Consider the following 26,816-nt stretch of genomic DNA (forward strand, 5'->3'; position numbering starts at 1 on the left):
GCAGCTCGCCCCGCCCGGTCTCCGCGACCACCTCATCGATCAGTTGCGGCGGAAACGCCCGCGTCAGCACCCCAATCGCAATCCGGTCCGACAACCGCTCACCCGCAGGCGACTTGACCTGCCCCACCCTCGCCACACCACAACCAACGAGAGCAGGCCAACTAAGTCACCGGCATTGCGGCTAGCCCCCGATCGCCGACATCGGCCGGTCGGGCTGCTCGAAGGCCGGGTCGTCGAGGCCGGCGCCGGCCTTCTTGCCCCACATGGCCAGCCGCCAGATGCGGGCGATCTCCTCGTCGGAGGCGTCGGAGCGCAGGGCGGCGCGCAGGTCGGTCTCCTCGCGGGCGAACAGGCAGGTGCGCACCTGGCCGTCGGCGGTCAGGCGGGTGCGGTCGCAGGCGGAGCAGAACGGGCGGGTGACGGAGGCGATGACGCCGACGCGGTGCGGTCCGCCGTCCACCAGCCAGCGCTCGGCCGGGGCCGAGCCGCGCTCCTCGGAGCCCTCGGCGGTGAGCTCGAAGCGGGTGCGCAGCGAGGTGAGGATGTCCCCGGCGGTGATCATGCCGTCGCGCTTCCAGCCGTGCTGGGCGTCCAGGGGCATCTGCTCGATGAAGCGCAGCTCGTAGTCGTGCTCGACGGCCCAGGCGAGCAGGTCGGGGGCCTCGTCGTCGTTGAGCCCCGGCATCAGGACGGTGTTGACCTTCACGGGGGTCAGTCCGGCCTCGTGGGCGGCCCGGAGGCCCTCCAGGACGTCCTGGTGGCGGTCGCGGCGGGTGAGGGTCTTGAAGACGTCCGCGCGGAGGGTGTCCAGGGAGACGTTGACCCGGTCCAGGCCCGCGGCCTTCAGGGCCGTCGCCGTGCGCTTCAGGCCGATGCCGTTGGTCGTCAGCGACATCCGGGGGCGCGGCTCGAGGGCGGCGACGCGCTCGACGATGCCGACCAGGCCGGGGCGCAGCAGCGGCTCCCCGCCGGTGAAGCGGACCTCCTCGACGCCGAGGGAGGTGACCGCTATGCCGACGAGGCGGACGATCTCGTCGTCCGTGAGCAGGTCGGGCTTGGCCAGCCATTGCAGGCCCTCTTCGGGCATGCAGTAGGTGCACCGCAGGTTGCAGCGGTCGGTGAGCGAGACCCTCAGGTCGGTCGCCACTCGGCCGTAGGTGTCGATGAGCACGTGGGCCCCCTCCCTCGTCGCGGTTCGGCGGAGCACTTCCGTCCTCCGACACCTGCGAGCGTACGTGACCGGTCCGACAACGGCAGTGGCCCGATCCCCATGACGCGGGACGCGGCCGCGTCGTAGGGATCTACGAGCGGCCGCGTGCCCGGTGGCGCGGGGCGCGGCTCAGTGCGCTCCGGTGCCGGTCAGGGACCGCACCTCCAGCTCCGCGTACTTCGCCTCGTCGGGCTTCTCCTTGGACAGGACCGTGCCCAGCCAGCCCATGAGGAAGCCGAACGGGATGGAGATGATGCCCGGGTTCTTCAGCGGGAACCAGGCGAAGTCGACGTCGGGGAACATCGCCTTCGGGTCGCCGGAGACCACGGGCGAGAAGAGCACGAGGCCGACGGCGACGATGAGACCGCCGTAGATCGACCACAGGGCGCCCTGGGTGGTGAACCGCTTCCAGAACAGGCTGTACAGGATGGTCGGCAGGTTGGCGGAGGCCGCGACCGCGAAGGCCAGGGCGACCAGGCCGGCCACGTTCAGGTCGCGGGCCAGGGCACCGAGCGCGATGGAGACGATGCCGATGAAGACGGTCGCCCAGCGGGCCGCCTTCATCTCCTCCTTGTCGGTCGCCTTCCCCCTGCGGATGACGTTGGCGTAGATGTCGTGCGCGAAGGAGGAGGACGAGGCGAGGGTGAGGCCGGCGACCACGGCGAGGATGGTCGCGAAGGCCACCGCCGAGATGGTGGCGAGCAGGATCGCTCCCCAGGCCGAGTCGACGCCGCCGACGTGCAGGGCGAGCAGCGGCGCCGCCGTGTTGCCGGACGGGTTGGAGGCGATGATCTCGTCCTGCCCGATGAGCGCGGCGGCGCCGAAACCGAGGGCGATGGTCATCAGGTAGAAGGCGCCGATGATGCCGATCGCCCAGTTGACGGACTTACGGGCGGCCTTGGCGTTGGGCACCGTGTAGAAGCGGATCAGGATGTGCGGCAGGCCTGCCGTGCCGAGCACCAGGGCGATGCCCAGGGAGATGAAGTCCAGCTTGGTGGTGCCGGTGGCGCCGTACTGGAGGCCGGGCTCCAGGAAGGCCGAGCCCTTGCCGCTGTTCTCGGCGGCGGTACCGAGCAGGTCGGAGATGTTGAAGTCGAACTTCAGCAGCACCAGGAAGGTGATCAGGACGGTGCCGCCGATCAGCAGCACGGCCTTGACCATCTGGACCCAGGTGGTGCCCTTCATGCCGCCGATGGTGACGTACACGATCATCAGGACGCCGACGAGGGCGACGATGAGGATCTTGCCCGCGTCGGAGGTGATGCCGAGCAGCAGCGAGACCAGGACGCCCGCGCCCGCCATCTGGGCCAGCAGGTAGAAGATCGAGACGACGATCGTGGAGGTGCCCGCGGCGGTGCGCACCGGGCGCTGGCGCATGCGGTACGCGAGGACGTCGCCCATCGTGTAGCGGCCGGAGTTCCTGAGCGGCTCGGCCACCAGGAGCAGCGCGACCAGCCAGGCGACCAGGAAGCCGATGGAGTACAGGAAGCCGTCGTAGCCGAAGAGGGCGATCGCGCCGGCGATGCCGAGGAAGGACGCGGCCGACATGTAGTCGCCGGAGACGGCGAGTCCGTTCTGGAAGGCGCTGAACTGACGTCCGCCGGCGTAGAAGTCGGCGGCGTCCTTGGTCTGGCGGCCCGCCCAGACGGTGATGACGAGCGTCGCGACGACGAAGACCGCGAAGAGCGTGATGATGAGCGGCCGGTGCTCGCTGGCCTCGTTGGCGGCGAGGTCGGCGGCGAGGAAGGTCTGCGGTGCGGGGCTCATGCGCCGCCCTCCATCCGTGACTTGATGGCCTCGGCCTTGGGGTCGAGCTTCTCGGCGGCGTGCCGCGAGTACCACCAGGCGATGAGGAACGTGGAGACGAACTGGGCGATGCCGAAGACGAAGGCGACGTTGATGTTGCCGAAGAGTTTGGTGCCCATGAAGCCGCCGGCGTAGTTCGACAGCATCACGTACAGCAGGTACCAGGCGACGAACGCGATCGTCAGCGGGAAGGCGAAGGAGCGGAAGGAGCGGCGCAGTTCGGCGAACTCAGCGCTCTGCTGCACTGCGGAGAACTCCTCGGCGGACGGAAGTGGGCGTTCCTCTTTCGAGGGGGGCGGGGCGTCGGTGGCCACGGAGTCTCCTCGTACGACGGACATGACGGCTTGGACCTCGGTGTTCTCACTGGGGGCTGACCGTGCTCTTGCACCCTGTCCAACGACACGGTGCCTCCGCGGCAGCGGTTCAACTCCCCGGAGCACTTTCCGAAGTCACTCGCGGCGGGTCATTGCTGACCAGCGACGTCGGGAGATAGCTTCGCCCTGCACCACTGCGTCATGTACCTGCCCGAGCACCACGTGTGTCTCGGGCCGGTCTCATTTCCGGATGATGTGGAGACCCCATGGTTCATCTGCGTTCCAGGCGGCGGCTCGCCCTCGCCGTACCGGTCGTGCTGTCGTTGACCGCGTCCCTGGGCTTCCTGCCGGCCGCCGCCTCGGCCGCCCCGCACGCCCAGTCCGCCGCACAGTCCGCGCGGGCCGGCGGGGCCGCGGACGCGCCCGGCCTGGCGTACGTCGTCAACACGAGGACGGACCCGCGCACGGTCGCGTCGGTGAAGCGGGCGATAGCCGAGGCCGACGGCAAGGTGGTGGCCGCGTACGAGAAGATCGGCGTGCTCGTCGTCCACTCGGCCGACCCCGGCTTCGGCCCGGCGATACGCAAGGTCCCCGGCGTGCAGTCGGCGGGCGCGACCCGCACCGCGCCGCTGACCGCCGCGGGGACGACGGACGAGGGCGCCGCCGAGAGGCTCTCCGCCGAGCAGGCCGCGAGGACCGCGAAGGCCTCCGCGGCCACGGAGGCCGGCGAGCCGCTGGAGGCGGACCAGTGGGACCTGCGCGCGATAGGCGCCGACAAGGCCGCGAAGATCAACCCCGGCAGCTCCGGGGTCACCGTCGCCGTCATCGACACCGGCGTCGACGACACCCACCCCGACCTCGCCCCGAACTTCTCCGCCGCCCAGTCCGCGAACTGCGTCGGCGGCAAGGCGGACACCAGCGAGGGCGCCTGGCGGCCGTACACCGCCGAGGACTACCACGGCACCCATGTGGCCGGTGAGATAGCCGCCGCCCGCAACGGCATCGGCGTCGCCGGCGTCGCGCCGGGCGTGAAGGTGTCGAGCATCAAGGTCAGCGACCCGGACAACGGCCTCTTCTACCCCGAGAACGTCGTGTGCGCCTTCGTGTTCGCCGCCGACCACGGCGTGGAGATAACGAACAACAGCTACTACGTGGACCCGTGGCTGTACAACTGCATGGACGACCCCGACCAGCGCGCCATCGTCGACGCGGTCAACCGGGCCCAGTTGTACGCCCAGCGCAAGGGCACCCTGCACCTCGCCTCCGCCGGCAACTCCAACCACGACCTGGACTCCGACGCGATCGTCGACGACTCCAGCCCCGACGACTCCACGCCGGTGACGCGGACCATCGACCCGCACGAGTGCTTCGACGTGCCGACCCAGTTGCCCGGCATCGTCACCGTCAGCGCGACGGGCGTGGACAAGGAGAAGTCGTACTACTCCTCGTACGGCCGGGGTGTCGTGGACATCGCCGCACCGGGCGGCGACCGGCGGTACCAGATCCCGGACACGCCGTCGAAGGACGGCCGCATCCTGTCGACCATGCCGAACAACGAGTACGCCTACCTCCAGGGCACGTCCATGGCGGCGCCGCACGCCGCCGGTGTCGCCGCGCTGCTGAAGTCGAGGTACCGGCACGCCTCTCCCGCCGCGCTGCAGGCACTGCTGAAGGCCCAGGCGGACAACCCGGGTTGCCCGGCCTCCTACGACCAGGACGGGGACGGCGCGCAGGACGCGACGTGCGAGGGCGGCAAGCGCGTCAACGGCTTCTACGGCTTCGGCATCGTCAACGCGCTGCGCGCGGTGAAGTGACCCGCGCAGACGGCTTCTTCGGCCTCCTCTCGAACACACTGGAGACATCGCACATGACAGCGTCCCACCCGCGTCACCGCCGCGCCCTCGCGGTCCCGGCCGGCATGGCCGTGGCCGCGTCCCTGGCCTTCCTGCCGGGTGTCCCGGCCTCCGCCGCCGAGCCCGCTGCCCCTGCCACGGCCACGGCCGACCCGTCCTCCCTCAGCTACGTCGTCAACGTCCGTGCGGGGCACGGCGTCCCGGCGCAGGTGAAGCGGGCGATAGCCGAGGCCGGCGGCACGATCGTGACGTCGTACGACCGGATCGGCGTGGTCGTCGTCCACTCCTCGAACCCCGACTTCGCCAAGACCGTCCGCACGGTGCGCGGCGTGCAGTCGGCCGGTGCCACGCGCACCGCGCCGCTGCCCTCGGCCGCGACGACCGACACGGGCGCGCCGAAGGTCCTCACCAGCCGGGAGCTCGCCGCCGCCGAGGCCGCCGAGGGGCAGGACCCGCTGCAGTCCCTCCAGTGGGACCTGCCCGCCATCAAGGCCGACAAGGCGCACGAGAAGTCGCTGGGAAGCGCGAAGGTGACCGTCGCGGTGATCGACACCGGCGTGGACGACACCCACCCGGACATCGCGCCGAACTTCGACCGGAACGCCTCCGTCAACTGCGTCGCGGGCAAGCCGGACACCACCGACGGCGCCTGGCGGCCGAGCGCGGCGGAGAGCCCGCACGGCACCCACGTGGCCGGAGAGATCGCCGCCGCCAAGAACGGTGTCGGCATGACCGGCGTGGCACCGGGGGTGAAGGTCGCGGGCATCAAGGTGTCCAACCCCGACGGCTTCTTCTACACCGAGGCCGTGGTCTGCGGCTTCATGTGGGCGGCCGAGCACGGGGTCGACGTGACCAACAACAGCTATTACACCGACCCCTGGTACTTCAACTGCAAGAACGACCCGGACCAGAAGGCGCTCGTCGAGGCCGTCTCCCGGGCCTCGCGGTACGCGGAGAAGAAGGGCGCGGTCAACGTCGCCGCGGCCGGCAACGAGAACTACGACCTCGCGGCCGACGAGATCACCGACCCGTCCTCCCCGAACGACTCCACCCCCTCGGACCGGGTGATCGACCCGTCCGAGTGCTACGACATACCGACCCAGCTGCCGGGTGTCGTCACCGTCGCGTCCACCGGCGCGAAGGGCCTCAAGTCGTCCTTCTCCAATTACGGTCTGGGTGTCGTCGACATCGCCGCGCCCGGTGGCGACTCGACGGCCTACCAGACGCCGGCACCGCCGGCCACCAGCGGGTTGATCCTGGGCACGCTGCCCGGCGGCAAGTGGGGCTACATGGCCGGCACGTCGATGGCGTCGCCGCACGCCGCGGGTGTCGCCGCCCTGATCAAGTCGACGCACCCGTACGCCTCCCCCGCCGTGGTCAAGGCCCTGCTGTACGCCCAGGCCGACGCCACGCCGTGCACCAAGCCGTACGACATCGACGGTGACGGCAAGGTCGACGCGGTGTGCGAGGGCTCCAAGAACCGCAACGGTTTCTACGGCTGGGGCATGGCCGACGCGCTGGACGCGGTCTCCCGGTAGCCGGTGCCCCGGGGTGACCGGCGCCGGTGACCGGTGACCGGTGCTCCGTGACCGGTGCCTGGTGGGCACCACGCGCGCGTGCGGCGGGCCGGGGCGGTCGACCGGCCCGCCGCACACGTACGCGGACGGGGCGCGGGGCACGGGTGTACCGGTACCCGGGGTGGCTGGGACGGCGTGATTCTCGTCATGCCCTGCCGGTCGGGCCGATGCCGCACAGTGCCTCCCATGACAGGCATCGAGGACGTGTGGTCCGCGCTGGGAGGCGACCCCGCGCTGGTTTCCCGGGTGTCGGCGGTCGCACGCCCCGGAGCGCTCGACGCGCGGCTTCCGGTACGGGAGTCGGCGCGTGCCTGCGTCGCCGCGTGTGCGCTGGCCGCGGCCGAGCTGGGGGCACGGCGGGCCGGGCTCGCGGAGGTGCCCGGGGTGCGGGTGGACGACGGTGCGGTCGCCGCGGCCTTCACCAGTGAACGGCACCTGCGGGTCGACGGGCGGGAGCCGGTGTCGTTCGCGCCGCTGTCGCGGCTGTGGCGGACGGCCGACGGATGGGTACGCACGCACGCGAACTATCCGCACCACAGGGAACGGCTGCTCGACGCGCTGGGGGTGCCTCAGGACGTGGCCGCGGTGCAGTCGGTCCTCGCCGGGCGGTCCGCCCGGGAGATCGAGGAGACCGTGTACGCGGCCGGCGGACTGGCCGTGGCGTTGCGGACGCCCGCGCAGTGGGCGGCGTCCTCGCAGGGCGAGGCGGTGGCCGGGCTGCCGTTGGTGGAGCGTGGGCGGCTCGACGCGTCCCCCGCGCGCGTGTTCCCGTCGGTTCCCTCGTCCGCCTCCCCCTCACCCCCCTCATCCCCTTCGCCCCTTTCATCCCCTTCATCCATGTGCTCCCCTTCGTCCTCCGCCTCTCCCCTGCTGCCCGCCGGCGGGCTGCGCGTCCTGGATCTGACCCGGGTCATCGCGGGGCCGGTCGCCACCCGCACGCTCGCCCTGCTGGGCGCGGACGTGCTGCGCGTGGATCCGCCGGGGCTGCCCGAACTCTCCGACCAGCAGACCGACACGGGCTTCGGCAAGCGGTCCGCGACGCTGGACCTGACGACCGACCGGGAGACGTTCGAGGAACTGCTCGGCACGGCCGACGTCGTCGTGACCGGGTACCGGCCGGGCGCGCTGGACCGGCTCGGGCTGTCCCCCGAGGCGCTCGCCGAGCGCCGGGCGGGACTGGTCGTGGCGCAACTCTCGGCGTGGGGTACCCACGGGCCGTGGGCCGGGCGGCGCGGCTTCGACAGCCTGGTGCAGGTGGCCACCGGGATCGCCGTCGTCGAGGGCACGGCCGAGCGGCCGGGCGTGCTGCCGGCGCAGGCCCTCGACCACGGCACCGGGTACCTGCTGGCGGCCGGGGTGCTGCGGGCGCTGACCGAGCAGTCGTACCAGGGCGGCAGCCGCCACGTCCGGGTGGCACTGGCGCGGACCGCGGCCTGGCTGACGGACGGGCTCCGGCCGGGCGGCACCGGCGGCGCAGGCGGCGCGGGCGAGAACGCCGGCACGGGCGGCGCGGCGTACGCGGGGCCGGAGCCCTGGCTCGCCGAGCGGGACAGCCGGCTGGGGCGGCTGCGGTACGCGCTGCCGCCGGTCTCCTTCACGGGCGGCCCGGCCGACTGGTCCCGGCCGCCGGGTCCCTGGGGCGCCGACGCGGCGCGGTGGCTGTGACGCGTCCCTCATCGTCGCCCCGGGCTTCCCGAACCGCACGGCGGCCGAAAGCGTCCTGATGTACGGATTGCCGGACCGCCAGTCGTTCTCCGGAACTTGCCCGAATCCGGAGGAACTGGTGAAGATCTCGAGGTGACCTTGACCCGACCCCTGTCCCGGACCGCCGGTACCGGACGGCACGCGCGGCCCTCCGGCACCGGCCGCACCGTGGCCGTACTGGTGCTGGTGGTGCTGGCCGCGCTGATACCCGTCCTCGGCCCGTCCCCCGCGCTGCACGGCACCGGGGAGGCCGAGGCGCCCGGCACCGGCGGCATAGCGCTGCTGCGCACGGTGCTCTTCGCGGCGCTGAGCGTTCCGGTCGGCGAGCTCTTCGTGAACCGGCTGGCCCGGTCGCTCCCCGACGCTCCGGGGGACCGGCCCCGCAGCTGGTCGCCGTACGCGGCCGTCGCCGGGTTCGTCGCCTCGCTGGGCCTGGCGTCGGTCGTCGCCACGGGCAATCTGGTGCCGGACAGTCTCGCCGCCATCGACGTCGGCGGCCTCTACGAGACCCGCGACGGCAAGCTCGCGCTCCTGGAGGTCAACGCGTTCCTCGCGGCCGGTCTGTGCGCCACCTCGCGCCGGCCGGGTCTCCAGGTCTGGCCGGCCGCCGCCGTGATCGTCGCGGAGGCGCTGCGCGCGCACCCCACGACCGAGTACAGCCCGCTGCTCGGCTCCGGTCTGACCCTCGTCCATCTGACGTGCGCGTCGCTGTGGGTGGGCGGGTTGCCGTACGCGCTGCGGACCCTGCGCCGGTGGCGGGGCGCCGCGGCGGGTCCGGCCCTGCTGGGACTCTACGCGCGCGTGGCGGCCGTTCTGCTCGCGGCCGTCACGGCGACCGGGGTGTGCAGTTCGCTGCGCCGGATGCCGGCGGGCACGATCCTCGACCAGTTGACGGACACGGCGTACGGGCGGGTCCTGCTCGCCAAGGTGATCCTGGTGGCCGGCGTCGCCGCCCTCGCGCTGTGGGCCAGGATGCGGCTGAGCCGCGCGGCCGACCCGCTGACCGCCTGCTCGCCCGCCCGCGCGGAGGTGGCCGTCCTGGGCGTGGTGGTCGCGGTGTCGGGACTGCTGACGGCGCTTCCGGTACCGATCCGGTGGTGATCCGGCTGCCTCCGGGACACCCCGCGTCCGACCCGCCCGTGTCCGGGCCGCCGCCCTGAGGGAGTTGACGCGGCGACGGTCCGCCGGGCTCGTCGGGGCACCTGACGGACGGGGCTGTCGGTCGGGCCCCGTATCCTCATGGACCATGCTCGAAGACCGCACGACCGCAGCGTCGTCCGCCACGACGTGGCCGGCCGCGTACCCGAAGGGGTACGCGGTCGTCGACGTGGAGACCACCGGCCTGGCCCGCGACGACCGCATCATCTCCGCGGCCGTCTACCGGCTGGACGCCCGCGGTGAGGTCGAGGACCACTGGTACACGCTGGTCGATCCGGAGCGGGACCCGGGCCCGGTGTGGATACACGGCCTGACCAGCGAGGTGCTCCGGGGGGCGCCGCGCTTCCCGGACATCGCCGAGGAGTTCGCGGCCCGGCTCGACGGGCGCGTGCTCGTCGCGCACAACGCCGTCTTCGACTGGCAGATGATCGCCCGCGAGTACGCGCGCGCTGAGCGCGAGGCACCGGTGCGTCAACGGCTGTGCACCATCGCGCTCTCCAAGGCACTGGCACTCCCGCTGCCCAACCACAAGCTGGAGTCGCTGGCCGCGCACTTCGGCGTCGTACAGCAGCGTGCGCACCACGCGCTGGACGACGCGCGCGTGCTGGCGGAGGCGTTCCGGCCGAGCCTGCTCGCCGCGGCGGCGGGCGGCGTACGGCTGCCGCTGCACGAGTGCCGGCCGCTGACCGAGTGGACGGACCGGCCCGCGCCCCGGATCGGGCAGCAGGCGGGCTACGGCGGTCACCGGCAGAGCAGTTGGCGCCCCGCACGCAAAAGGCCCGCATGCCCCTATCCCAACCCGGGCCGGTACGAAGAGGGCAAACGCCTCAAGCAGGGCATGCGGGTCGCCTTCTCGGGTGACACCTCCGTCGAGCGGGACCTGCTGGAGGACCGCGCGACCGAGGCCGGGCTGCACGTCGCCACCAGCCTGTCCCGGCTGACGAGCCTGCTGGTCACCAACGACCCGGACTCCGGCACGTCCAAGGTGGTCAAGGCCCGCCAGTACGGCACCCCGGTGGTGGACGAGGCGGCGTTCGGACAACTGCTCGCCGATGTCGAGCCCGCGGACGGCTGAGCCGCGAAGCGGGCCGTGGGCGAGCCGTACGGACGGGTGATTCCGGACGACTCGCCCGGCGCCCGCTCGCCCGCACAGCGGCGACGGCCCACCCTGTGGCCCATGGCGACATGCGAAGTCTGCGGCAACAACTACGGAATGACCTTCGAGGTCCACGCCCAGGGAGCGGTGCACGTCTTCGACTGCTTCTCCTGCGCGATCCACCGGATGGCCCCCATCTGCGAGCACTGCCGGGTGCAGATCATCGGGCAGGGCGTCGAGGTCGAGGGCCACTGGTACTGCGGCGCCCACTGCGCCCGCGCCGAGGGGAGAGCGGGGATCGTCGACAAGGTCTGAGGCCATGCGCGACTGCCGGGCGACGCCGAGACGGGCCGGTCGCGCGGTCCCCGGCGACGCGGGGGCACGGTCCTCAGCGGGACCCTCCCCCGCTGGGGCCGATCCCGGCACGGTACCGTCGACGCGTGTACCGCTTCCTGTTGTCCCGCCAGTGGGTGATCCTCACCCTCGTGGCGCTCGCGCTCATCCCGACGATGATCGAGCTGGGCTTCTGGCAGCTGCACCGCCACGAGCACAGGGTCGCGCTGAACAAGGTGATCGCCGACTCGCTGGCGGCGGAGCCCGTGCCGGCCGAGTCCATGACCGCGCCGGGCGCGAAGGTGGAGGACGAGGACCTCTACCGCCGGGTGACGGCGAAGGGGCACTTCGCCCCGGCCGACGAGGTCGTCGTACGCCGCCGCACCAACGCTGAGGACAGGGTCGGCTACCACGTCCTGACTCCCTTCGTCCTCGACGACGGCAAGATCCTGATGGTCAACCGGGGCTGGATCCCGTCGAACGGCGCGAGCCAGACCGCGTTCCCAAAGATCCCGGCGCCCCCGGAGGGCGAGATCACCGTCACCGGCCGGCTGATGCCCGACCAGACGACCGAGGACAGCGGCATCAAGAACGTCGAGGGCCTGCCGGACCGCCAGGTCATGCTGATCAACAGCGAGCAGCAGGCCGAGCGGCTCGGCAAGCAGGTCCTCGGCGGCTACGTCGAGCTGACCTCCCCGAAGCCGCAGGGCGGCACGCCCGAGCTGATCGCGGCCCCCGACCACGACAGTATCGGCAACCACATGGCGTACGCCGTCCAGTGGTGGCTCTTCTCCGCGGGCGTCCCGATCGGCTGGTTCGTCCTTCTCCGCCGCGAGGCACGGGACCGGGCGGCGGAGAACGAGGAGGAGACCGCGGAGGCGGAGCCCGCGGCGGTGTAGCAGGAGGTGGTGCAGCCCGCGGCGGTGCGGGCCGGCACGGGGCCGGACGGGCGTCGCGCGAGGAGATCCGATTGCTCCGGCCCCCGTCGGGAAGACGGAAACCCGTGCACCCACTCATCGAGGACTACGCCCTCATCGGCGACCAGCAGACCGCGGCCCTCGTCGGCACGGACGGCTCCGTGGACTGGCTGTGTCTGCCCCGCTTCGACTCCGCCGCCTGCTTCGCCAAGCTGCTCGGCGACGAGGACAACGGGCACTGGCGCATCGCCCCCGCGGGCGCCGAGCGCTGCACACGGCGCGCCTACCGGCCCGACACCCTCGTCCTGGACACCGAGTGGGAGACCGAGGACGGCTCGGTGCGGGTCACCGACCTGATGCCCCAGCGCGACCGCGCCCCGGACCTCGTACGCATCGTGGAGGGTCTGAGCGGTGAGGTCACCGTGCACAGCGTGCTCCGGCTGCGCTTCGACTACGGCTCGGTCGTCCCGTGGGTGCGCAGGACCGACGGACACCACGTGGCCGTCGCCGGGCCGGACTCGGCGTGGCTGCGCAGCGAACCCGAGGTACGCAGCTGGGGCCGGGACTTCGCGACCCACGCGGAGTTCACGGTCGCCGAGGGCGAGAAGGTCGCGTTCGTCCTCACCTGGCACCCCTCGCACGAGCCGCGCCCACCGCTGATCGATCCCCACGTCTCGCTGGAGCACAGCGTCGAGGACTGGCGGGAGTGGGCCGCCCACTGCCGCTACGACGGTCCGCACCGGGACGCCGTCGTCCGCTCGCTGATCACCCTGAAGGCGCTCACCTACAAACCCACCGGCGGCATCGTGGCCGCGCCCACCACCTCACTGCCCGAGGAACCGGGCGGCGTGCGCAACTGGGACTACCGCTTCTGCTGGCTGCGCGACTCCACCCTCACCCTGGGCGCCCTGCTGGCGGCCGGATACCTGGAGGAGGCGGAGGCCTGGCGCGACTGGCTGCTGCGCGCGGTCGCGGGCAACCCGGCGGACCTGCAGATCATGTACGGCCTCGCGGGCGAGCGGCGGCTGCCCGAGTTCGAGCTGCCGTGGCTGTCCGGCTTCGACGAGTCGACGCCGGTACGGATCGGCAACGACGCGGTGAACCAGCTCCAGCTGGACGTCTACGGCGAGGTCATGGACTCGCTGTCGCTGGCCCGGTTGGCGGGCATGCACCCGCAGCCGCAGATGTGGGAGCTGCAGTGCGCCCTGATGGGCTTCCTCGCCACGGCGTGGCGGCAACCCGACGAGGGGCTGTGGGAGGTGCGCGGCGGGCGCCGGCAGTTCGTGCACTCGAAGGTGATGACGTGGGTCGCCCTGGACCGGGCGGTGCGCACGCTGGAGGCGCATCCCGAGCTGGGCGGCGGTGACCCGGACGGCTGGCGCGCGCTGCGCGAGGAGGTGCACCGCGAGGTGTGCGAGAAGGGCTACGACCCGGAACGCAACACCTTCACCCAGGCCTACGGTTCGCGGGAGCTGGACGCCTCCCTGCTGTTCATCCCGCGCGTGGGGTTCCTGCCGCCGGACGACCCGCGCGTCGTCGGCACGGTCGACGCGATCGGCGAGGAGCTGACCCGCGACGGTCTGGTGCGCCGCTACAGCACGGAAGGGGACCCGGTCGACGGTCTGCCGGGCAGCGAGGGGACGTTCCTGGTGTGCTCGTTCTGGTACGCGGACGCGCTGCACGCGACCGGCCGGACGAAGGAGGCGCGGGAACTCTTCGAGCGGCTGACGGGGCTCGCCAACGACGTGGGGCTGCTCGCCGAGGAGTACGACCCGGTGGCCGGCCGCCAGCTCGGCAACTTCCCGCAGGCGTTCAGCCACATCGGCCTGGTGAACACCGCCCTCGCCCTGTACGGGAACGAGGGGGCAGGATAGGGCCATGGATCTTGGACTGAAGGACCGGGTGTACGTCGTCACGGGAGCCACCCGGGGGCTGGGCAACGCCGCCGCGCGCGAGCTGGTCGCCGACGGCGCGAAGGTGGTCGTCACGGGGCGGGACGAGAGGAGCGTCGCCGACGCCGCCGACGCGCTGGGACCGGACGCCGTCGGGGTGGCCGCCGACAACGCCGACCCCGGGGCCGCCGGCCGGCTGGTCGCGACCGCCCGTGAGCGCTTCGGCCGCTTCGACGGTGTCCTGATCAGTGTGGGCGGGCCGCCGCCCGGGTTCGTCGCCGACAACACGGACGAGCAGTGGCAGGCGGCGTTCGAGACGGTGTTCCTCGGTGCGGTGCGGCTGGCCCGGACGGCGGCGGCCGAGCTGGCGGACGGCGGTGTGATCGGCTTCGTGCTGTCGGGCTCGGTGCACGAGCCGATCCCGGGCCTGACCATCTCCAACGGCCTGCGGCCGGGGCTGGCCGGCTTCGCTAAGTCCCTGGCCGACGAGCTGGGGCCGCGCGGCATCCGTGTCGTCGGCCTGCTGCCGGGCCGCGTCGACACCGATCGCGTGCGCGAGCTGGACGGCATGTCCGCCGACCCGGAGGCGACCAGGGCCGCGGCCGAGTCGCGCATCCCGCTGCGCCGCTACGGCGCCCCGGAGGAGTTCGGCCGGGCGGCGGCGTTCCTGCTGTCCCCGGCGGCGTCGTACCTGACGGGCGTGATGCTGCCGGTGGACGGCGGGGTCCGGCACGGCTTCTAGGCCGTCACCCGCCGCCCTCCGCCGGCGGCGGGGCGGGCTCCTCCGCCGGGCCCGGTTGTCCGGCCGCCCCCGGCACCCGGTGGGCTCGTCGCGCGTCGTCAGCCGACCCGCTCCGCCCGGTGCCGGACGCCGTGGAGGCGGACCTCCGCCGGGAGTGCCGCGAGGTGCGCCGAGTCGCGGGCGTGGGTCAGGGCGCGGGTGGTGAGGTCGTCCAGGGCGGTGCCGGGGTCCACGTGGGGGGCGAGCAGCAGCCGCATGCGGGTGGCCGGGGCGTGGCGGCGGCCGGTGAGCCGGGCCTTGGCCCGTTCCACCCCGTCCACCCGGCGCGCCTCCTGGGCGAGGACGTCCTCCAGCGCCCGGCCGCGCAGTACCGCGCCCTCGCCGTCGCCGGTGTCGACGAGGACCTCGGCGAGCCGGCGGCGGCGCACCACGGCGACCAGCCACCACAGGGCGAGCAGCAGCAGGACGGCGAGTACGGCGATGACGGCCGGCCACCACCAGCCGGCGTCCCGCCACCGGGTCCGCTCGGCGTCGCCGAGGAGCACGTCGTGGGGCCCGTCGTGCAGCCACCAGGAGGGCGCGGGGGCACCGAACCCGACGGCGAGCACGGCGCCGCCGAGGGCGAGCAGGACCAGGCCCACGAGCCCGAGCAGCACACGGTCGACGGTCCTGAGCACCGCCCTCACCCCTTCCGTCCGGGCCGCGCCACCCGCACCGACACGGCGGGCGGCCGGGCCAGCCCGAGCCCGCGCACCGCGTCGTCGAGCACGCCGCCGAGATCGGTTCGTACGTCGTCCAGCTCCCGGAAGTGCGCCAGCGCGCGCACGCGGGCCTTCCTGCGGCGCACCCGCACCCGCGCCGACCGCACCCCGGCGACCTCCATGGCCCGGTCGCGCAGCACCGTGGCGGCGGCGTCCCGGTCAAGTCCCGCCCGTACGTCCGGGTGGGTGCGCCGCATCGGCAGCAGCCTCCGCAGCCCGGGGGTGAGGGCCAGCGCGAGCAGCCAGAGCCCGAGGGCCGCGGTGACGCCCGCGCCGACCAGCACCCAGGTGTCGTCGAGGGGTCGTTCGGCGAGCTGCCGGGCCAGTTCGCGGCGCCACGCGAGGGCGGGCCGGCCGGCGCGCACGGCGACGACGTCGTAGAGGAACGCGCCCGCGAGGAGCAGGAGCAGCAGCGCGACGATGCCCGCGGGGACGCGGCGCGTGGACCAGAAGCGGCCGGCCGGTCCGCCCCCGGCGCCGGACGCGGGGGGCGGCGGGGGCCCGGCGGCGGCCGTCTCCTTCTCCAGGACGGGCAGTCGCCGGGTGCCGCCTTCGGTGTCCCGGGGCTCGCTCATCGTGTCCTCCCCTCGCGCGCGCCGTACTCCGCCGCCAGGTGCAGCCGCTCCACCTGGACGGCGACCTCCGGCACCGCCATGCCGACCAGCCCGCGCACCCGGTGCACGACGTGGCGGCGCACCTGTGCGCACCGGGCGCCGATGTCACAGGGGTAGTCGAGTTCGAGGTGGACCCGGACGCGGGCGGTGTCGTGGTGGACGACCACGGTGGCGTACGGGCGCGCGGCGTCCGGGTGGAGGACGCCGACCGCCTCACGCGCCGCCCGGGCGGCGACCTTGGCGACGACCCGGTCGGCGATCCGCGTGGCACCGCGCTCGCCCGGCGGCACGACGGTCCGGGGTCCGAGGAGCTCACCGGCCCCACCGCTCACGCCGGTCACCGCCGCCGGTCGCCGCGCGTGCGGAAGAAGTCACCGAACTCCATGTCCCCCTCCAGCAGGCGGCCGACGACGAAGCCGACGGCTCCCAGGGCGGCCACCAGCAGGAAGGCACCGAACCCGCCGAAATACCCGGCGAACCCCAGCGCCATGCCGGCGATCATGCCGACCACGGCCAAGCTCATGGTGCGCTCCCGTCACTCAGTACTCGCGGTCCGTGCTCACTTCGCGGACCCTGCTCACTTCACGGACCCTGCTTTTCAGGACCCCGCTCACGTCACTTGATCCGGGGCTCCGGCTCCTCGTCCTCCTCGTCGGGCAGCTTCACGTCGCTCACCGCGATGTTGACCTCGACGACCTCCAGGCCGGTCATGCGCTCCACCGCGGACACCACGTTCTCCCGCACGTCCCGGGCCACGTCGGCGATCGACACGCCGTACTCGACGACGATCTCCAGGTCGAGCGCGGTCTGCTTCTCGCCGACCTCGGCCTTCACGCCGCGCGTCACCGACTTGGTCCCGCCGGGGACCCGGTCGCGCACGGCGCCGAAGGTGCGCGACATGCCGCTGCCCATGGCGTGCACACCGACGACATCACGTGCGGCCATTCCGGTGATCTTCTCCACGACCCCGTCGGCGATGGTGGTCCGCCCCCGGGTCCCGGGGTCCCCGCCGCCGCGCCGGACCGTCTGCGCCTTGCCCGTCGCGGCGGTCTCCGCCGTGTCCTGCCCGGCCCGGTGGCTCTCCGTCATGTCGCTCATCGCGGTGCGTCCTTCCGGTCGTCGTCCTGCGACCACCGTAAGCCGGGTTGCGCCCTCGCGCGCCGGGGATGCGGCAGGCTGGAGGAATGACGACGGCGGACCGGTGGACACGGACGGTGCGGGAGCAGTTGGGACTCGGCAGACTTCTGCCGCTGGGCGGTCCGGGTGACGGCGCGTGGATCGCCGAGCGGGCGGCGCGCGAGGTACTGCTCGCCGCGGCCCGGGGTGTGACGGGCGTACGTCCACAGGAGCTGCGCATCGCGCTCGCCGATCCCGGCGGGGCGCACGAGCCGGCCGTGCCGCCACCACCGAGCGCCCTGCCGCCCGGTCCGCTGCGGGTGACGGCCGACTTCGCGGCGACGGCGGCGGAACCGCTGCCGGCGGCGGCCGCCCGGCTGCGCGCGGCGCTGACGGCGGCGGCGCGGGGACTCGGTCTGACGGTGACGGACGTGGACCTGCGGGCGACGGCCCTGCTGGAGACGGCCCCGGACACGGCCCCCGCCGCCGAGCCGGCCACCGGCCGCGCGCCCCGGACCTCACCGGCCGTCGGCCGGGGGGACGGGGACGAGGGCCGCGCGGCCGACGCCGCGCTGGCGGTGGTGGGCGTGGCCCGGCTGACGGGTGTACTGGGCCGTCCGGTCGACCTCACGCACCCGCCGCAGGAGTCGGCCCTGGCGCGCCGCCATGTCCGGGTGGAGCTTGCGGTGGACGCGGAGCACCGGGCCGTGGAGGTGGCCCGGCAGGTCCGCGCGGCGGTGTCGGACGCCCTGTCCGACCGCCCGTCGGTGGCGGTCCTGGTGACGGCGGTCGGCTGAGGCGCCCACGCCCGGGGCGTCGGGGGCTACTCCCCGAGCCCGGCCAGGTCGCGCAGCCGGCGCGCCTGCGCGGCCCGCTCGGCGGCCCGCTGGGCCTCGTAGTCACGGCCCTGGGCGCCCTGGAGCAGCGCCTTGGTCTCGACGACCGCGTCGCGCGGCGCGGCCAGGACCGCCGAGGCCAGGTCGCGTACGGCGCCGTCGAGCTGGTCCGCGGGCACGGCCAGGTTGGCCAGCCCGGTGCTCACCGCCTCCTCGGCCATGACGAAGCGCCCGGTCGCGCAGATCTCGAGCGCGCGGGCGTAGCCGACCAGGGACACCAGGGGGTGGGTGCCCGTGAGGTCAGGGACGAGACCGAGGCTGGTCTCGCGCATGGCGAACTGCACGTCGTCCGCGACGACCCGCAGGTCACAGGCGAGGGCCAGCTGGAAGCCCGCCCCGATGGCGTGCCCCTGCACGGCGGCGACCGACAGGATGTCGGGGCGCCGCCACCAGGTGAACGCCTCCTGGTACTCCGCGATGGTCGCGTCCAGCTCGGCGTCGCCGCCCCGTGCGAGGTCGAGGAACGACGGTTCGCCGTCGAAGCCCTCGGGCGTGAACGCCTGCCGGTCCAGCCCGGCGGAGAACGACTTGCCCTCGGCCCGCAGTACGACGATCCGGACGGAGCCCGGCAGCAGCCGGCCGGCCTCGGTGAGCGCCCGCCACAGAGCGGGGCTCTGCGCGTTGCGCTTGGCCGGATTGGTCAGCGTCACCGTGGCGATCGCGTCGTCGACGGTGAGCCGCACGCCGTCCTTGTCGAGTGCGGGACCAAGGTCGTGAGCGGGCGAAGCCATGGGGCGCCTCCGAGGGGTGCGGTCGTCGTCCCCGCCGCGCGCCGGCGTTCACGCCGTACGACGGCAGAGCTAAGTGACTGCACAGTAACCACCCGGACGGTTCGATGACCGACCGGGTGACCACCTTCACCTTCGGAGTCGAGGAGCCACCCCGGACATCAGGCCGATGTGGCCTTTTTGCCCCGGGTCGCCCCGCCACGCCCTCGGAGCGTGACACCCGACTCACTGAGCATGCGGTGCACGAAGCCATACGAGCGGCCGGTTTCCTCGGCCAACGCCCGGATGCTCGCACCGGCGTCGTACTTCTTCTTCAGGTCTGCCGCGAGCTTGTCGCGCGCGGCGCCGGTCACCCGGCTGCCCTTCTTCAGAGTCTCGGCCACCCGTGCCTCCTCATGGGAAGTGCGCTCTGGTCTCCTCATGATCACCCCTTGCGGGCTTCATGGCCACCCATTCGGCAAGGTCGATGAGACAAGGTTGTGACGACAGGAGTGCGTCCCCACATATGGAATCTGCGATTCCGAAGGCTCGCGTCCGTACGGCCGAACGGGTTCCTTCGAGAAGTTCCAGGTCAGAAAGGCGTCGCGGCCGGATCCTCCGCGATGGAGGACCCGGCCGCGATATCGATGTAGGACACACCTCTTGATGAGGAGATCTCACACAGATGGGGGATCACGGATCGGCCGAATGATCCATACACAGTGGATCATTCATTCGATCAAGCCAGGGCGACGAGATCCGCGTAGTCGGGGCCCCACAGGTCCTCGACACCGTCCGGAAGCAGAATGATCCGTTCCGGCTGGAGGGCCTCGACGGCGCCCTCGTCGTGGGTGACCAGGACGACCGCGCCCTTGTAGGTGCGCAGCGCGCCGAGGATCTCCTCCCGGCTGGCCGGGTCGAGGTTGTTGGTCGGCTCGTCGAGCAGCAGCACGTTCGCCGAGGACACCACGAGGGTGGCGAGGGCGAGGCGGGTCTTCTCGCCGCCGGACAGGACACCGGCCGGCTTGTCGACGTCGTCACCGGAGAACAGGAACGAGCCGAGCGTCTTGCGGACCTCGACCAGGTCCAGGTCGGGGGCGGCCGAGCGCATGTTCTCCAGGACCGTGCGCTCCGGGTCCAGGGTCTCGTGCTCCTGCGCGTAGTACCCGAGCTTGAGGCCGTGGCCCTCGATGACCTTGCCCGTGTCCGGCTTCTCGGCGCCGCCGAGGAGGCGGAGCAGGGTGGTCTTGCCCGCGCCGTTGAGACCGAGGATGACGACGCGGGAGCCCTTGTCGATGGCCAGGTCGACGTCGGTGAAGATCTCCAGCGAGCCGTACGACTTCGACAGGCCCTCCGCCATCAGCGGGGTCTTGCCGCAGGGGGACGGCTCGGGGAAACGCAGCTTGGCGACCTTGTCGGACTTCCGCTCCGCCTCCAGGCCGGCCAGCAGCTTGTCCGCCCGGCGGGCCATGTTCTGCGCAGCGACGGTCTTGGTGGCCTTGGCGCGCATCTTGTCGGCCTGCGAATGCAGCGCGGAGGCCTTCTTCTCCGCGTTCTGCCGCTCGCGCTTGCGGCGCTTCTCGTCCGCCTCACGCTGCTGCTGGTAGAGCTTCCAGCCCATGTTGTAGACGTCGATCTGGGCGCGGTTGGCGTCCAGGTAGAACACCTTGTTCACGACCGTCTCGACCAGGTCGACGTCGTGGGAGATGACGATGAAGCCGCCGCGGTAGGTCTTGAGGTAGTCGCGCAGCCAGACGATCGAGTCGGCGTCGAGGTGGTTGGTCGGCTCGTCGAGCAGCAGGGTGTCGGCGTCGGAGAACAGGATCCGGGCCAGCTCGATACGGCGGCGCTGACCGCCGGAGAGCGTGTGCAGGGGCTGGCCGAGCACCCGGTCGGGCAGGTTGAGCGCGGCGGCGATAGTGGCGGCCTCGGCCTCGGCGGCGTATCCGCCCTTGGTGAGGAACTCCGTCTCCTGGCGCTCGTACTGCCTGAGCGCCTTCTCCCGGGTGGCGCCCTGGCCGTTCGCGATGCGCTGCTCGTTCTCGCGCATCTTGCGGATCAGGACGTCCAGGCCGCGCGCGGAGAGGATGCGGTCGCGGGCGAGCACGTCGAGGTCGCCGGTGCGGGGGTCCTGCGGGAGGTAGCCGACCTCGCCGGAGCGGGTGACGGTGCCGCCGGCGGGCATGCCCTCGCCGGCCAGGACCTTGGTGAGGGTGGTCTTCCCCGCGCCGTTGCGGCCGACCAGGCCGATGCGGTCGCCCTTGGCGACGCGGAAGGTGGCGCTTTCGATGAGGACGCGGGCACCGGCGCGCAGCTCGATGCCGGAGGCGGAGATCACGGTCAGACTCCTGGGCGGGTGGGTGACGGGATGGGCGGCTGGAGGACGTTCCCGCCGTCTAATGCGCGAGGAGAATGGCCATGGAAGCCAGTCTAACGGGGCTGTGCAAGCACTTTTCCCGGGTTCCCGGCTTCGCGGCCCCACGCGGACGCCGGGGCGGCGGTCCGCGGCTCACCGGGAGCGCCGGCACGGCGGGGGCCTGTGTCATGGCCCGCGACCTGGAGGGCGACGTCTGGAGCTTCGGGACGTACGTGCCGGAGGTGCGGGGCGCGGCCTCCGGCGGGTCCGGCCCCGGTCAGCTGCCCCCCGTGTGGACCTGGAAGGCCGCCCGGCGTACTGCCTTGGCCAGGGCGGGGTCGGGGTGCGCGGCGGCGAGGGCCACCAGGACCTGGACGGTGCGCGGGTGACCCACGGCCCGCACCTCGTCCAGCAGGGCCGGGACGGTGGGCTGCACCGCGGATTCCAGGTGCCGGACGAGCAGCGGGGCCTCACCGTGGTCGGCGACGGCGGCCGCGGTGTCGACCCACAGCCACGTGGCCTCCTGGCGGGTGAGGACCTCGTGGGCGTCCTCGGCGTCCGCGCCGTCGTGCTCGGCCAGCCACAGCAGGGCGTACGGCCGCAGCGTCGGCTCGTCGAGGACGGCGCGCACGTCGGGCTCGGCGGGGGCGCCGACGACGCGCAGCGCCTCGAAGGCGAGGCCGCGCAGCAGGGCGTCCTCGCCGCGGGCGGCGCCGAGCAGTTCGGCGACGGCACTGCCGACGGGGCGGGCGGCGAGCCAGGCGCGGTACTCGGCGCGGGCCGCGTTCGGGCGGAGCTGCGCGCAGCCGCGGAGCATGTCCTCGGCCGACTGCTCGATGTTGCCGGCGGGGCTCTGCGCGGCGACGCAGATCTGCTCCAGCTTGACCCAGACCGCCCAGCTGCCCAGCGGGGTGAGCGTGGCGTGTCCGTCGCCGCAGGTGAGGGCGCCGACGGAGGCGAGGGCGTGCAGGGCCCAGTCGAGGAGGGGGGCGAGCGGGGTGTCGGCGGTGGCGTCCGGGGCCGGCTGGGCTCCCGGGGTGCCGGGCTCGAGCCGGGGGCCGTAGGGCACCTCGCAGCGTTCGGTGCGCAGTTCGGTGACGCGCTGCTCCAGCAGGTCCAGGAGCTGCGCGACCGGGACGGGTCCGGCGGACAGCTGGAGGAAGGAGAGCACCTGGGGCATCGCGGAGACGACCTCGGCGACGGCGGCCGGCTCCTGCCCGGCGGGCTCGGGATGGGCGAGCGACCAGGCGTCGAACAGGGCGACCCAGCCGCGCAGCACGGCACTGTCGTCGCGGTTCCAGGCGCGCAGCCGCCAGCCGGGGCGGGCGGTGCCGCCGTGCACCTCGACCAGTCCGGCCAGGCGGGCGGTGTCCCAGTCGGCGCGGACCTTGGCCGTGGTCAGGCCCAGTTCCCGGGCGGCCTGTTCGGCGGTCGCGTCGGAGAGCGTGGCCTTGCCGTCGGCGGTGGCGCTGCCCCGGCCGGGGCCGAGGGCGGTGTCGGCCCAGCGGGCGACGCGGGCCGCGTCGGCCAGACCGGAGCGCGCCATTCTGGCCAGCTCCGACCGGGCGGGTGTGCCCTCCGGGGGGCGCGGCGCGGCGCGGTGGGGGCGTCGCTGGTTCACCGCTCGGGGGGCAGCGGCCAGGGGTCGTGGGCGGACGAGTCGAAGCCTGGAGTCGCGCGGGATACGGGACGTCACGGGTGCAGTCTTCCGGTTGACGGTCCGAAAACCCAAACGGAATGCTTCGGTGGGCGTCCAGGACGGCGGACGCGAGGCTTCGGCGCGCGGCCAGGGCACCGGAACAGGCCAGTGGTACACCGCTAAACGGAACCGGAGGGGCGCGCGGTGGAGCGGAGTCGCGCCGGTGTTACACCAGGGGGGTGAGGAAGCGTCGCAGGGTCTCTTCGTAGTCGTCCGGGTCGGCGTTCCACATGGCGGCGTGCGGGGCGCCGTCGACGGGGTGGAGGGCGACCAGGCGCGGGTGGGTGTCGGCCAGCCGGCGGGAGAGCCGCCACGGGGCCACCTCGTCGTCGGGGCCGTGGAAGATCAGGGTCGGGACCGCGGGGCGGTGGAGGCCCGCCGTGTCGGCGTCGCGGTCCGCGTGCAGTCCGGCGCGGCCCTGGGCGGCGCGGACGGCGAGCGGCAGGAGCGCGCCGGGTGTGCGGCGGGCGGCGGCCAGGGCGCGCAGGGTGGTCTCCCAGCTGAGGACCGGGGAGTCCAGGACGAGCCCCGCGATGCGCTCGCGTACGCCGGAGAGCGCGGCGGCGCGCAGGGCCATGGTGGCGCCGGTGGACCAGCCGAGCAGGACGACCTGGCGGGCGCCGTGGTCGAGGGCGTAGCGGACGGCCGCGTCCACGTCGCGCCACTCGGTCTCGCCGAAGTGGTGCAGGCCGTCCGGTGACGGCGGGGCGCCGACGTCGCCGCGGTGGGCGAGGGCGAGCACCGGGACGTTCTTGCGGTGCAGGGGCGCCATGATGTTCATCGCGTGTTCGCGGGTGGCGGCCAGTCCGTGCACGGCGATGACCCACGTCGGCCGGGCGCCGGGCAGGAACCAGGCGGGCAGCGGGCCGAGGTCGCCGGGGACCTCCACATCGGTGTACTCCAGGTCGAGTGCCGTGCCCGGGTTGCCGACGTACAGGTTCGGGGTGAGCCACACCCGGTCACCGGCCACGAGGGTGCCGTGTGTGACGCGTTCGAGGCGGCGCACGACGGTGTCGGCGCCGTGCCGGGCGGTGTCGACGACCGGGCCGACGACCGCGTGGGAGCCGTCGCCGGCGAGACCGTACCGGCCGGGGCGCAGCGCGGCCAGGTCCCGGGTGAGGGTGATCTGCCCGGCCGCGGTGGCGTGCACGGTCAGCCGGGGTTCGGTGGGCAGGGGCCGGCCGGGGGGCGCCTTGAGCGCGACGTCGCTGGCGAGCCGGCCGGCGGCGACGCTCGCCGCGCCGGCCGCGAGTGCTGCGGTCACGGCGGCGGCCGTGGCTGTGACAGTGCGCATGGGGCCAGTGTCCTGGTGGAGTCCGTGGGCGGCCAGTGGGCGGGTGGCGGGGGGTGACGGGTCCCCGCCGGCGGTGCCCGGCCGGGCCGGGCACCGTGGATCGGTCTCGCTGCCGGTACCCCGGAAGCGGCGCGGTACGCCCTGCCCGCCGCGGGTCGTGCCGGAGGCGGCGGTGCCCGGTGGGCACCGGAGCGGACGGCGGTCGTGGCCCCCTCCGGGCGCCGGCCGCGCCCAGGCCCCGGAGGACGGGAGCGGGCCGCTGGTCAGGGGCGCTGCCCGTAGCCCCGGAGCCGTTCCGTCACCTCCGCCATCTGCCCTTCCGTCAGGAGCGACGGTGTGCGGCCCGGGACCGAGGAGGCCGTCAGCCAGAGGCGGCACATCCACTCCAGCTGGGCGGTGCGGTCGTAGGCCTGGTCCAGGGAGGCGCCGTAGGTGAGGGTGCCGTGGTTCTGGAGGAGGCAGCCGGTGCGGCCGGTGAGGGCGGTGAGCATGGCGCGGGCCAGTTCGTCGGTGCCGTAGGCCGCGTAGGGGGCGACCCGGACGGGGCCGCCGAGCGCGGCGGTCATGTAGTGCACCGGCGGGAGCTCGGCGACGAGGAGCGAGACCGCCGTCGCGTGCACGGCGTGGGTGTGGACCACGGCCCGGGCGTCGGTGGCGCGGTACACGGCGAGGTGCATGGGCAGCTCGCTGGTGGGGATCAGCGTGCCGAGCACCTGCCGGCCGTCGAGACCGACGCCGGTCACGTCGTCCGGGGTCAGCCGGTCGTAGGGCACCCCCGAAGGGGTGACCAGGACCGTGTCGCCCACGCGCGCCGACACGTTGCCGGAGGTGCCGACCACCAGCCCGTCGGCCACCGTCCGCCGGGCCGTCGCGACGAGTGCCTCCCAGGCCCGCTCCTCGTCCGCGCTCACCCGTCCGGCCCTCGATTCCGTCACAGTCCACGCCTCCCGCCGGGCGTCCGCGCGCCCCTGTCGTCCCGTCGCCGGCCTGCCTCACGGCGATCCTGCCAGGCACGTCTCCGGAGAGCACCGGGCCGGGTACGCAGAGGGAGGCTCCGGCACCGGTTCCGGTCACTCTGGAGCCCGGCCCAGTTCACCTTCCGTTCACCCGGGTTACCTACGTTCGTCCAGCCAATGACCTCGAACGATTGCCTGGGTAAATGGAAAGCTTCTCGCTGATCCTCGCGATTGTGGTGGTAACCGCACTCGCGTTCGATTTCACGAACGGTTTCCACGACACCGCGAACGCGATGGCCACGACCATTTCGACCGGTGCGCTCAAGCCCAAGGTGGCGGTGGCCATGTCCGCCGTCCTGAACCTTGTCGGCGCCTTCCTCTCGGTGGAGGTCGCCAACACGATCTCCAAGGGTCTCGTCGACGAGACCGGCATCCGTCCCGAGGTCATCTTCGCCGCCCTGGTCGGCGCGATCCTCTGGAACCTGCTGACCTGGCTGGTGGGTCTCCCGTCCAGCTCCTCGCACGCCCTCCTGGGCGGTCTGATCGGTGCCGCCATCGCCTCGGCGGGCGTCGGCGCGGTCCACGGCGACGTGCTCGTCACCAAGGTGCTGCTGCCGGCGGTGGCCGCCCCGATCGTGGCGGGCGTCGCGGCGATGCTCGCCTCCCGGATGACGTACACGCTCGGCCGCAAGGCGGACGGCAAGGCCGCGGCGAAGGGCTACCGCGCCGGGCAGATCGCCTCCGCCGGCCTGGTCTCGCTGGCCCACGGCACCAACGACGCGCAGAAGACCATGGGCATCATCACCCTGGCCCTGGTCGCCGGCGGCTCGCTCGCCCCCGACTCCGACCCGCCCGTGTGGGTCATCCTGTCCGCCGGCCTCGCCATCGCGCTCGGCACCTACCTCGGCGGCTGGCGCATCATCCGCACCATGGGCAAGGGTCTGACCGACCTCGAGCCTCAGCAGGGCTTCGCCGCCCAGACCAGCGCCGCCACGGTCATCCTGGCCTCGTCCCACCTCGGCTTCTCCCTCTCCACCACGCACTCGGTCTCCGGCGCGGTGATGGGCGCGGGCCTCGGCCGCAAGGGCGGTGTGGTGCGCTGGTCCACGGCCACCCGGATGTTCGTCGCCTGGGGCCTGACCCTGCCGGCCGCGGCGCTGGTCGCCGCGCTGGCCGAGTGGGTCTGCGGCTTCGGTGACTGGGGCACGGGCCTCGTCGCGGTCTTCCTGGCCGCCTCCAGCGCCGCCATCTGGAAGATCTCCCGGCGCGAGGTCGTCGACCACACCAACGTCGTCGACGTCGACGGGCCCGAGCAGGCCGGCGTGGTGACCACGGCGATGGCCGCCGTGTCCCCGCCTCCGGCGGGCGTGACCGAGGACCTGGCGGCCACCGCCACGGCCACGGCACCCGACACCAAGGCCCCGTCGGCCGCCACCACCGTCTGAGCCCGCGCCTCCGGTACGAAGGAAGAGAATCCCCATGAGCATCGACTGGGCGGCCCTCGGCTCCGTCTTCGGGGTGAGCCTCGTGGTCACCGTGGCCCTGGTGGGCCTGTTCACCCTCGGCATCGTCGGCCTCTCCCGCCAGGAGCGGGCCTCCGCCGAGGGCGGTACCGCGGCCCTCGCGGTCACCGGCGCGTACGCGTGCTTCGCGGCCTGCGCGGCGGCGGTGGCGTACGGGATCTACCTGATCGTCGCCTGACCCACCACGCACACCCGGAGGCGGGGTGCGGGACGGACTGCAACCGTCCCGCACCCCGCCTCTTCGGGTGCCGGCGCACACCGCCCGCGTGTGGGCCTTCGCACACTCCCCCGT

26 protein-coding genes are annotated in these 26,816 nt (G+C 73.3%); 12 read left to right on the plus strand and 14 right to left on the minus strand.

Annotated features, from left to right (window positions below; all coding sequences use genetic code 11):
- Positions 1–181: 181 nt before the first annotated feature.
- From moaA to KUM32_RS25445, 3 genes are all read right to left on the minus strand, one after another.
- Positions 182–1,171: a GTP 3',8-cyclase MoaA gene (gene moaA / locus KUM32_RS25435; protein WP_217144286.1), complete on the minus strand. Its 990-nt coding sequence runs from the start codon at positions 1,169–1,171 to the stop codon at positions 182–184.
- 168 nt (positions 1,172–1,339) lie between these two features.
- The gene (locus KUM32_RS25440; protein WP_217144287.1) at positions 1,340–2,977 is read right to left on the minus strand and encodes a cation acetate symporter; all 1,638 of its coding nucleotides are present in this window, start codon (positions 2,975–2,977) and stop codon (positions 1,340–1,342) included.
- Entirely contained in the window at positions 2,974–3,330 is a 357-nt protein-coding gene (locus KUM32_RS25445; RefSeq protein ID WP_217144288.1) for a DUF485 domain-containing protein, read from the minus strand. Before KUM32_RS25445 ends, KUM32_RS25440 begins: the two co-directional genes overlap by 4 nt.
- A 266-nt stretch (positions 3,331–3,596) precedes the next feature.
- On the opposite strand from KUM32_RS25445, the gene KUM32_RS25450 reads away from it, so the two are divergent.
- The 9 genes from KUM32_RS25450 (at position 3,597) to KUM32_RS25490 (ending at position 14,602) form a co-directional block, all read left to right on the plus strand.
- Positions 3,597–5,144, plus strand: coding sequence for a S8 family serine peptidase (locus tag KUM32_RS25450; protein ID WP_217144289.1), 1,548 nt, complete (start codon positions 3,597–3,599; stop codon positions 5,142–5,144).
- A 53-nt stretch (positions 5,145–5,197) separates the two neighbouring features.
- Positions 5,198–6,721, plus strand: a complete 1,524-nt coding sequence (locus KUM32_RS25455; RefSeq protein WP_217144290.1) for a S8 family serine peptidase — start codon at positions 5,198–5,200, stop codon at positions 6,719–6,721.
- A 225-nt stretch (positions 6,722–6,946) separates the two neighbouring features.
- Positions 6,947–8,425: a CoA transferase gene (locus KUM32_RS25460; protein WP_217144291.1), complete on the plus strand. Its 1,479-nt coding sequence runs from the start codon at positions 6,947–6,949 to the stop codon at positions 8,423–8,425.
- A 132-nt stretch (positions 8,426–8,557) separates the two neighbouring features.
- Positions 8,558–9,565, plus strand: coding sequence for a CopD family protein (locus KUM32_RS25465; protein ID WP_217144292.1), 1,008 nt, complete (start codon positions 8,558–8,560; stop codon positions 9,563–9,565).
- Positions 9,566–9,710: 145 nt separating this feature from the next.
- Complete coding sequence (locus tag KUM32_RS25470; RefSeq protein ID WP_217144293.1) at positions 9,711–10,697, plus strand: DEDDh family exonuclease; 987 nt, start codon at positions 9,711–9,713, stop codon at positions 10,695–10,697.
- A 102-nt stretch (positions 10,698–10,799) separates the two neighbouring features.
- The gene (locus tag KUM32_RS25475; RefSeq protein WP_071528763.1) at positions 10,800–11,033 is read left to right on the plus strand and encodes a hypothetical protein; all 234 of its coding nucleotides are present in this window, start codon (positions 10,800–10,802) and stop codon (positions 11,031–11,033) included.
- Between the two features lie 125 nt (positions 11,034–11,158).
- Positions 11,159–11,950 carry an SURF1 family protein gene (locus KUM32_RS25480; protein ID WP_217144294.1) on the plus strand — a complete coding sequence of 264 codons (792 nt, stop codon included), beginning with the start codon at positions 11,159–11,161 and terminating at the stop codon, positions 11,948–11,950.
- A 104-nt stretch (positions 11,951–12,054) separates the two neighbouring features.
- Positions 12,055–13,842, plus strand: a complete 1,788-nt coding sequence (locus KUM32_RS25485; protein WP_217144295.1) for a glycoside hydrolase family 15 protein — start codon at positions 12,055–12,057, stop codon at positions 13,840–13,842.
- A gap of 4 nt (positions 13,843–13,846) precedes the next feature.
- Positions 13,847–14,602, plus strand: coding sequence for an SDR family oxidoreductase (locus tag KUM32_RS25490; protein ID WP_217144296.1), 756 nt, complete (start codon positions 13,847–13,849; stop codon positions 14,600–14,602).
- A 98-nt stretch (positions 14,603–14,700) separates the two neighbouring features.
- Here KUM32_RS25490 and amaP read toward each other — a convergent pair whose 3' ends face one another.
- The 5 genes from amaP to KUM32_RS25515 all read right to left on the minus strand — a co-directional run bounded on the left by amaP (position 14,701) and on the right by KUM32_RS25515 (position 17,075).
- Positions 14,701–15,288, minus strand: a complete 588-nt coding sequence (gene amaP / locus KUM32_RS25495) for an alkaline shock response membrane anchor protein AmaP (RefSeq protein WP_217144297.1) — start codon at positions 15,286–15,288, stop codon at positions 14,701–14,703.
- Positions 15,285–15,938: a DUF6286 domain-containing protein gene (locus KUM32_RS25500; protein WP_217144298.1), complete on the minus strand. Its 654-nt coding sequence runs from the start codon at positions 15,936–15,938 to the stop codon at positions 15,285–15,287. The genes amaP and KUM32_RS25500 overlap by 4 nt, the downstream gene beginning before the upstream one ends.
- Positions 15,935–16,318, minus strand: a complete 384-nt coding sequence (locus KUM32_RS25505) for an Asp23/Gls24 family envelope stress response protein (RefSeq protein WP_217144299.1) — start codon at positions 16,316–16,318, stop codon at positions 15,935–15,937. The genes KUM32_RS25500 and KUM32_RS25505 overlap by 4 nt, the downstream gene beginning before the upstream one ends.
- Positions 16,315–16,500 carry a hypothetical protein gene (locus tag KUM32_RS25510; RefSeq protein ID WP_217144300.1) on the minus strand — a complete coding sequence of 62 codons (186 nt, stop codon included), beginning with the start codon at positions 16,498–16,500 and terminating at the stop codon, positions 16,315–16,317. The genes KUM32_RS25505 and KUM32_RS25510 overlap by 4 nt, the downstream gene beginning before the upstream one ends.
- A gap of 92 nt (positions 16,501–16,592) precedes the next feature.
- Complete coding sequence (locus KUM32_RS25515; RefSeq protein ID WP_217144301.1) at positions 16,593–17,075, minus strand: Asp23/Gls24 family envelope stress response protein; 483 nt, start codon at positions 17,073–17,075, stop codon at positions 16,593–16,595.
- 86 nt (positions 17,076–17,161) lie between these two features.
- Between KUM32_RS25515 and KUM32_RS25520 the strand changes: the two genes are divergently transcribed.
- Positions 17,162–17,890 (plus strand): nucleopolyhedrovirus P10 family protein, encoded by a 729-nt coding sequence (locus KUM32_RS25520; RefSeq protein ID WP_217144302.1) that lies wholly within the window; start codon positions 17,162–17,164, stop codon positions 17,888–17,890.
- A gap of 26 nt (positions 17,891–17,916) precedes the next feature.
- Here the strand turns inward: KUM32_RS25520 and KUM32_RS25525 are convergent, their stop codons facing one another.
- The 6 genes from KUM32_RS25525 to KUM32_RS25550 form a co-directional block, all read right to left on the minus strand.
- A complete protein-coding gene (locus tag KUM32_RS25525) occupies positions 17,917–18,720 on the minus strand; it encodes an enoyl-CoA hydratase/isomerase family protein (protein ID WP_217144303.1) in 804 nt (267 codons plus the stop codon).
- Positions 18,721–18,878: 158 nt separating this feature from the next.
- Positions 18,879–19,100: a helix-turn-helix domain-containing protein gene (locus KUM32_RS25530; protein ID WP_003976983.1), complete on the minus strand. Its 222-nt coding sequence runs from the start codon at positions 19,098–19,100 to the stop codon at positions 18,879–18,881.
- Positions 19,101–19,435: 335 nt separating this feature from the next.
- Positions 19,436–21,034 carry an ABC-F family ATP-binding cassette domain-containing protein gene (locus KUM32_RS25535; RefSeq protein ID WP_217144304.1) on the minus strand — a complete coding sequence of 533 codons (1,599 nt, stop codon included), beginning with the start codon at positions 21,032–21,034 and terminating at the stop codon, positions 19,436–19,438.
- Positions 21,035–21,329: 295 nt separating this feature from the next.
- Positions 21,330–22,748, minus strand: a complete 1,419-nt coding sequence (locus tag KUM32_RS25540) for a hypothetical protein (protein WP_217144305.1) — start codon at positions 22,746–22,748, stop codon at positions 21,330–21,332.
- 169 nt (positions 22,749–22,917) lie between these two features.
- Positions 22,918–24,045 carry an alpha/beta hydrolase gene (locus KUM32_RS25545; RefSeq protein WP_217144306.1) on the minus strand — a complete coding sequence of 376 codons (1,128 nt, stop codon included), beginning with the start codon at positions 24,043–24,045 and terminating at the stop codon, positions 22,918–22,920.
- Positions 24,046–24,308: 263 nt separating this feature from the next.
- On the minus strand, positions 24,309–24,980 hold the full coding sequence (locus KUM32_RS25550; protein ID WP_217144307.1) for a class II aldolase/adducin family protein: 672 nt from the start codon (positions 24,978–24,980) through the stop codon (positions 24,309–24,311).
- A gap of 224 nt (positions 24,981–25,204) precedes the next feature.
- Between KUM32_RS25550 and KUM32_RS25555 the strand changes: the two genes are divergently transcribed.
- Positions 25,205–26,446, plus strand: a complete 1,242-nt coding sequence (locus KUM32_RS25555; protein WP_217144308.1) for an inorganic phosphate transporter — start codon at positions 25,205–25,207, stop codon at positions 26,444–26,446.
- Positions 26,447–26,480: 34 nt separating this feature from the next.
- Positions 26,481–26,702 (plus strand): hypothetical protein, encoded by a 222-nt coding sequence (locus KUM32_RS25560; protein WP_217144309.1) that lies wholly within the window; start codon positions 26,481–26,483, stop codon positions 26,700–26,702.
- Positions 26,703–26,816 lie beyond the last annotated feature (114 nt).

It is taken from the genome of Streptomyces sp. AC627_RSS907 (assembly GCF_019049165.1).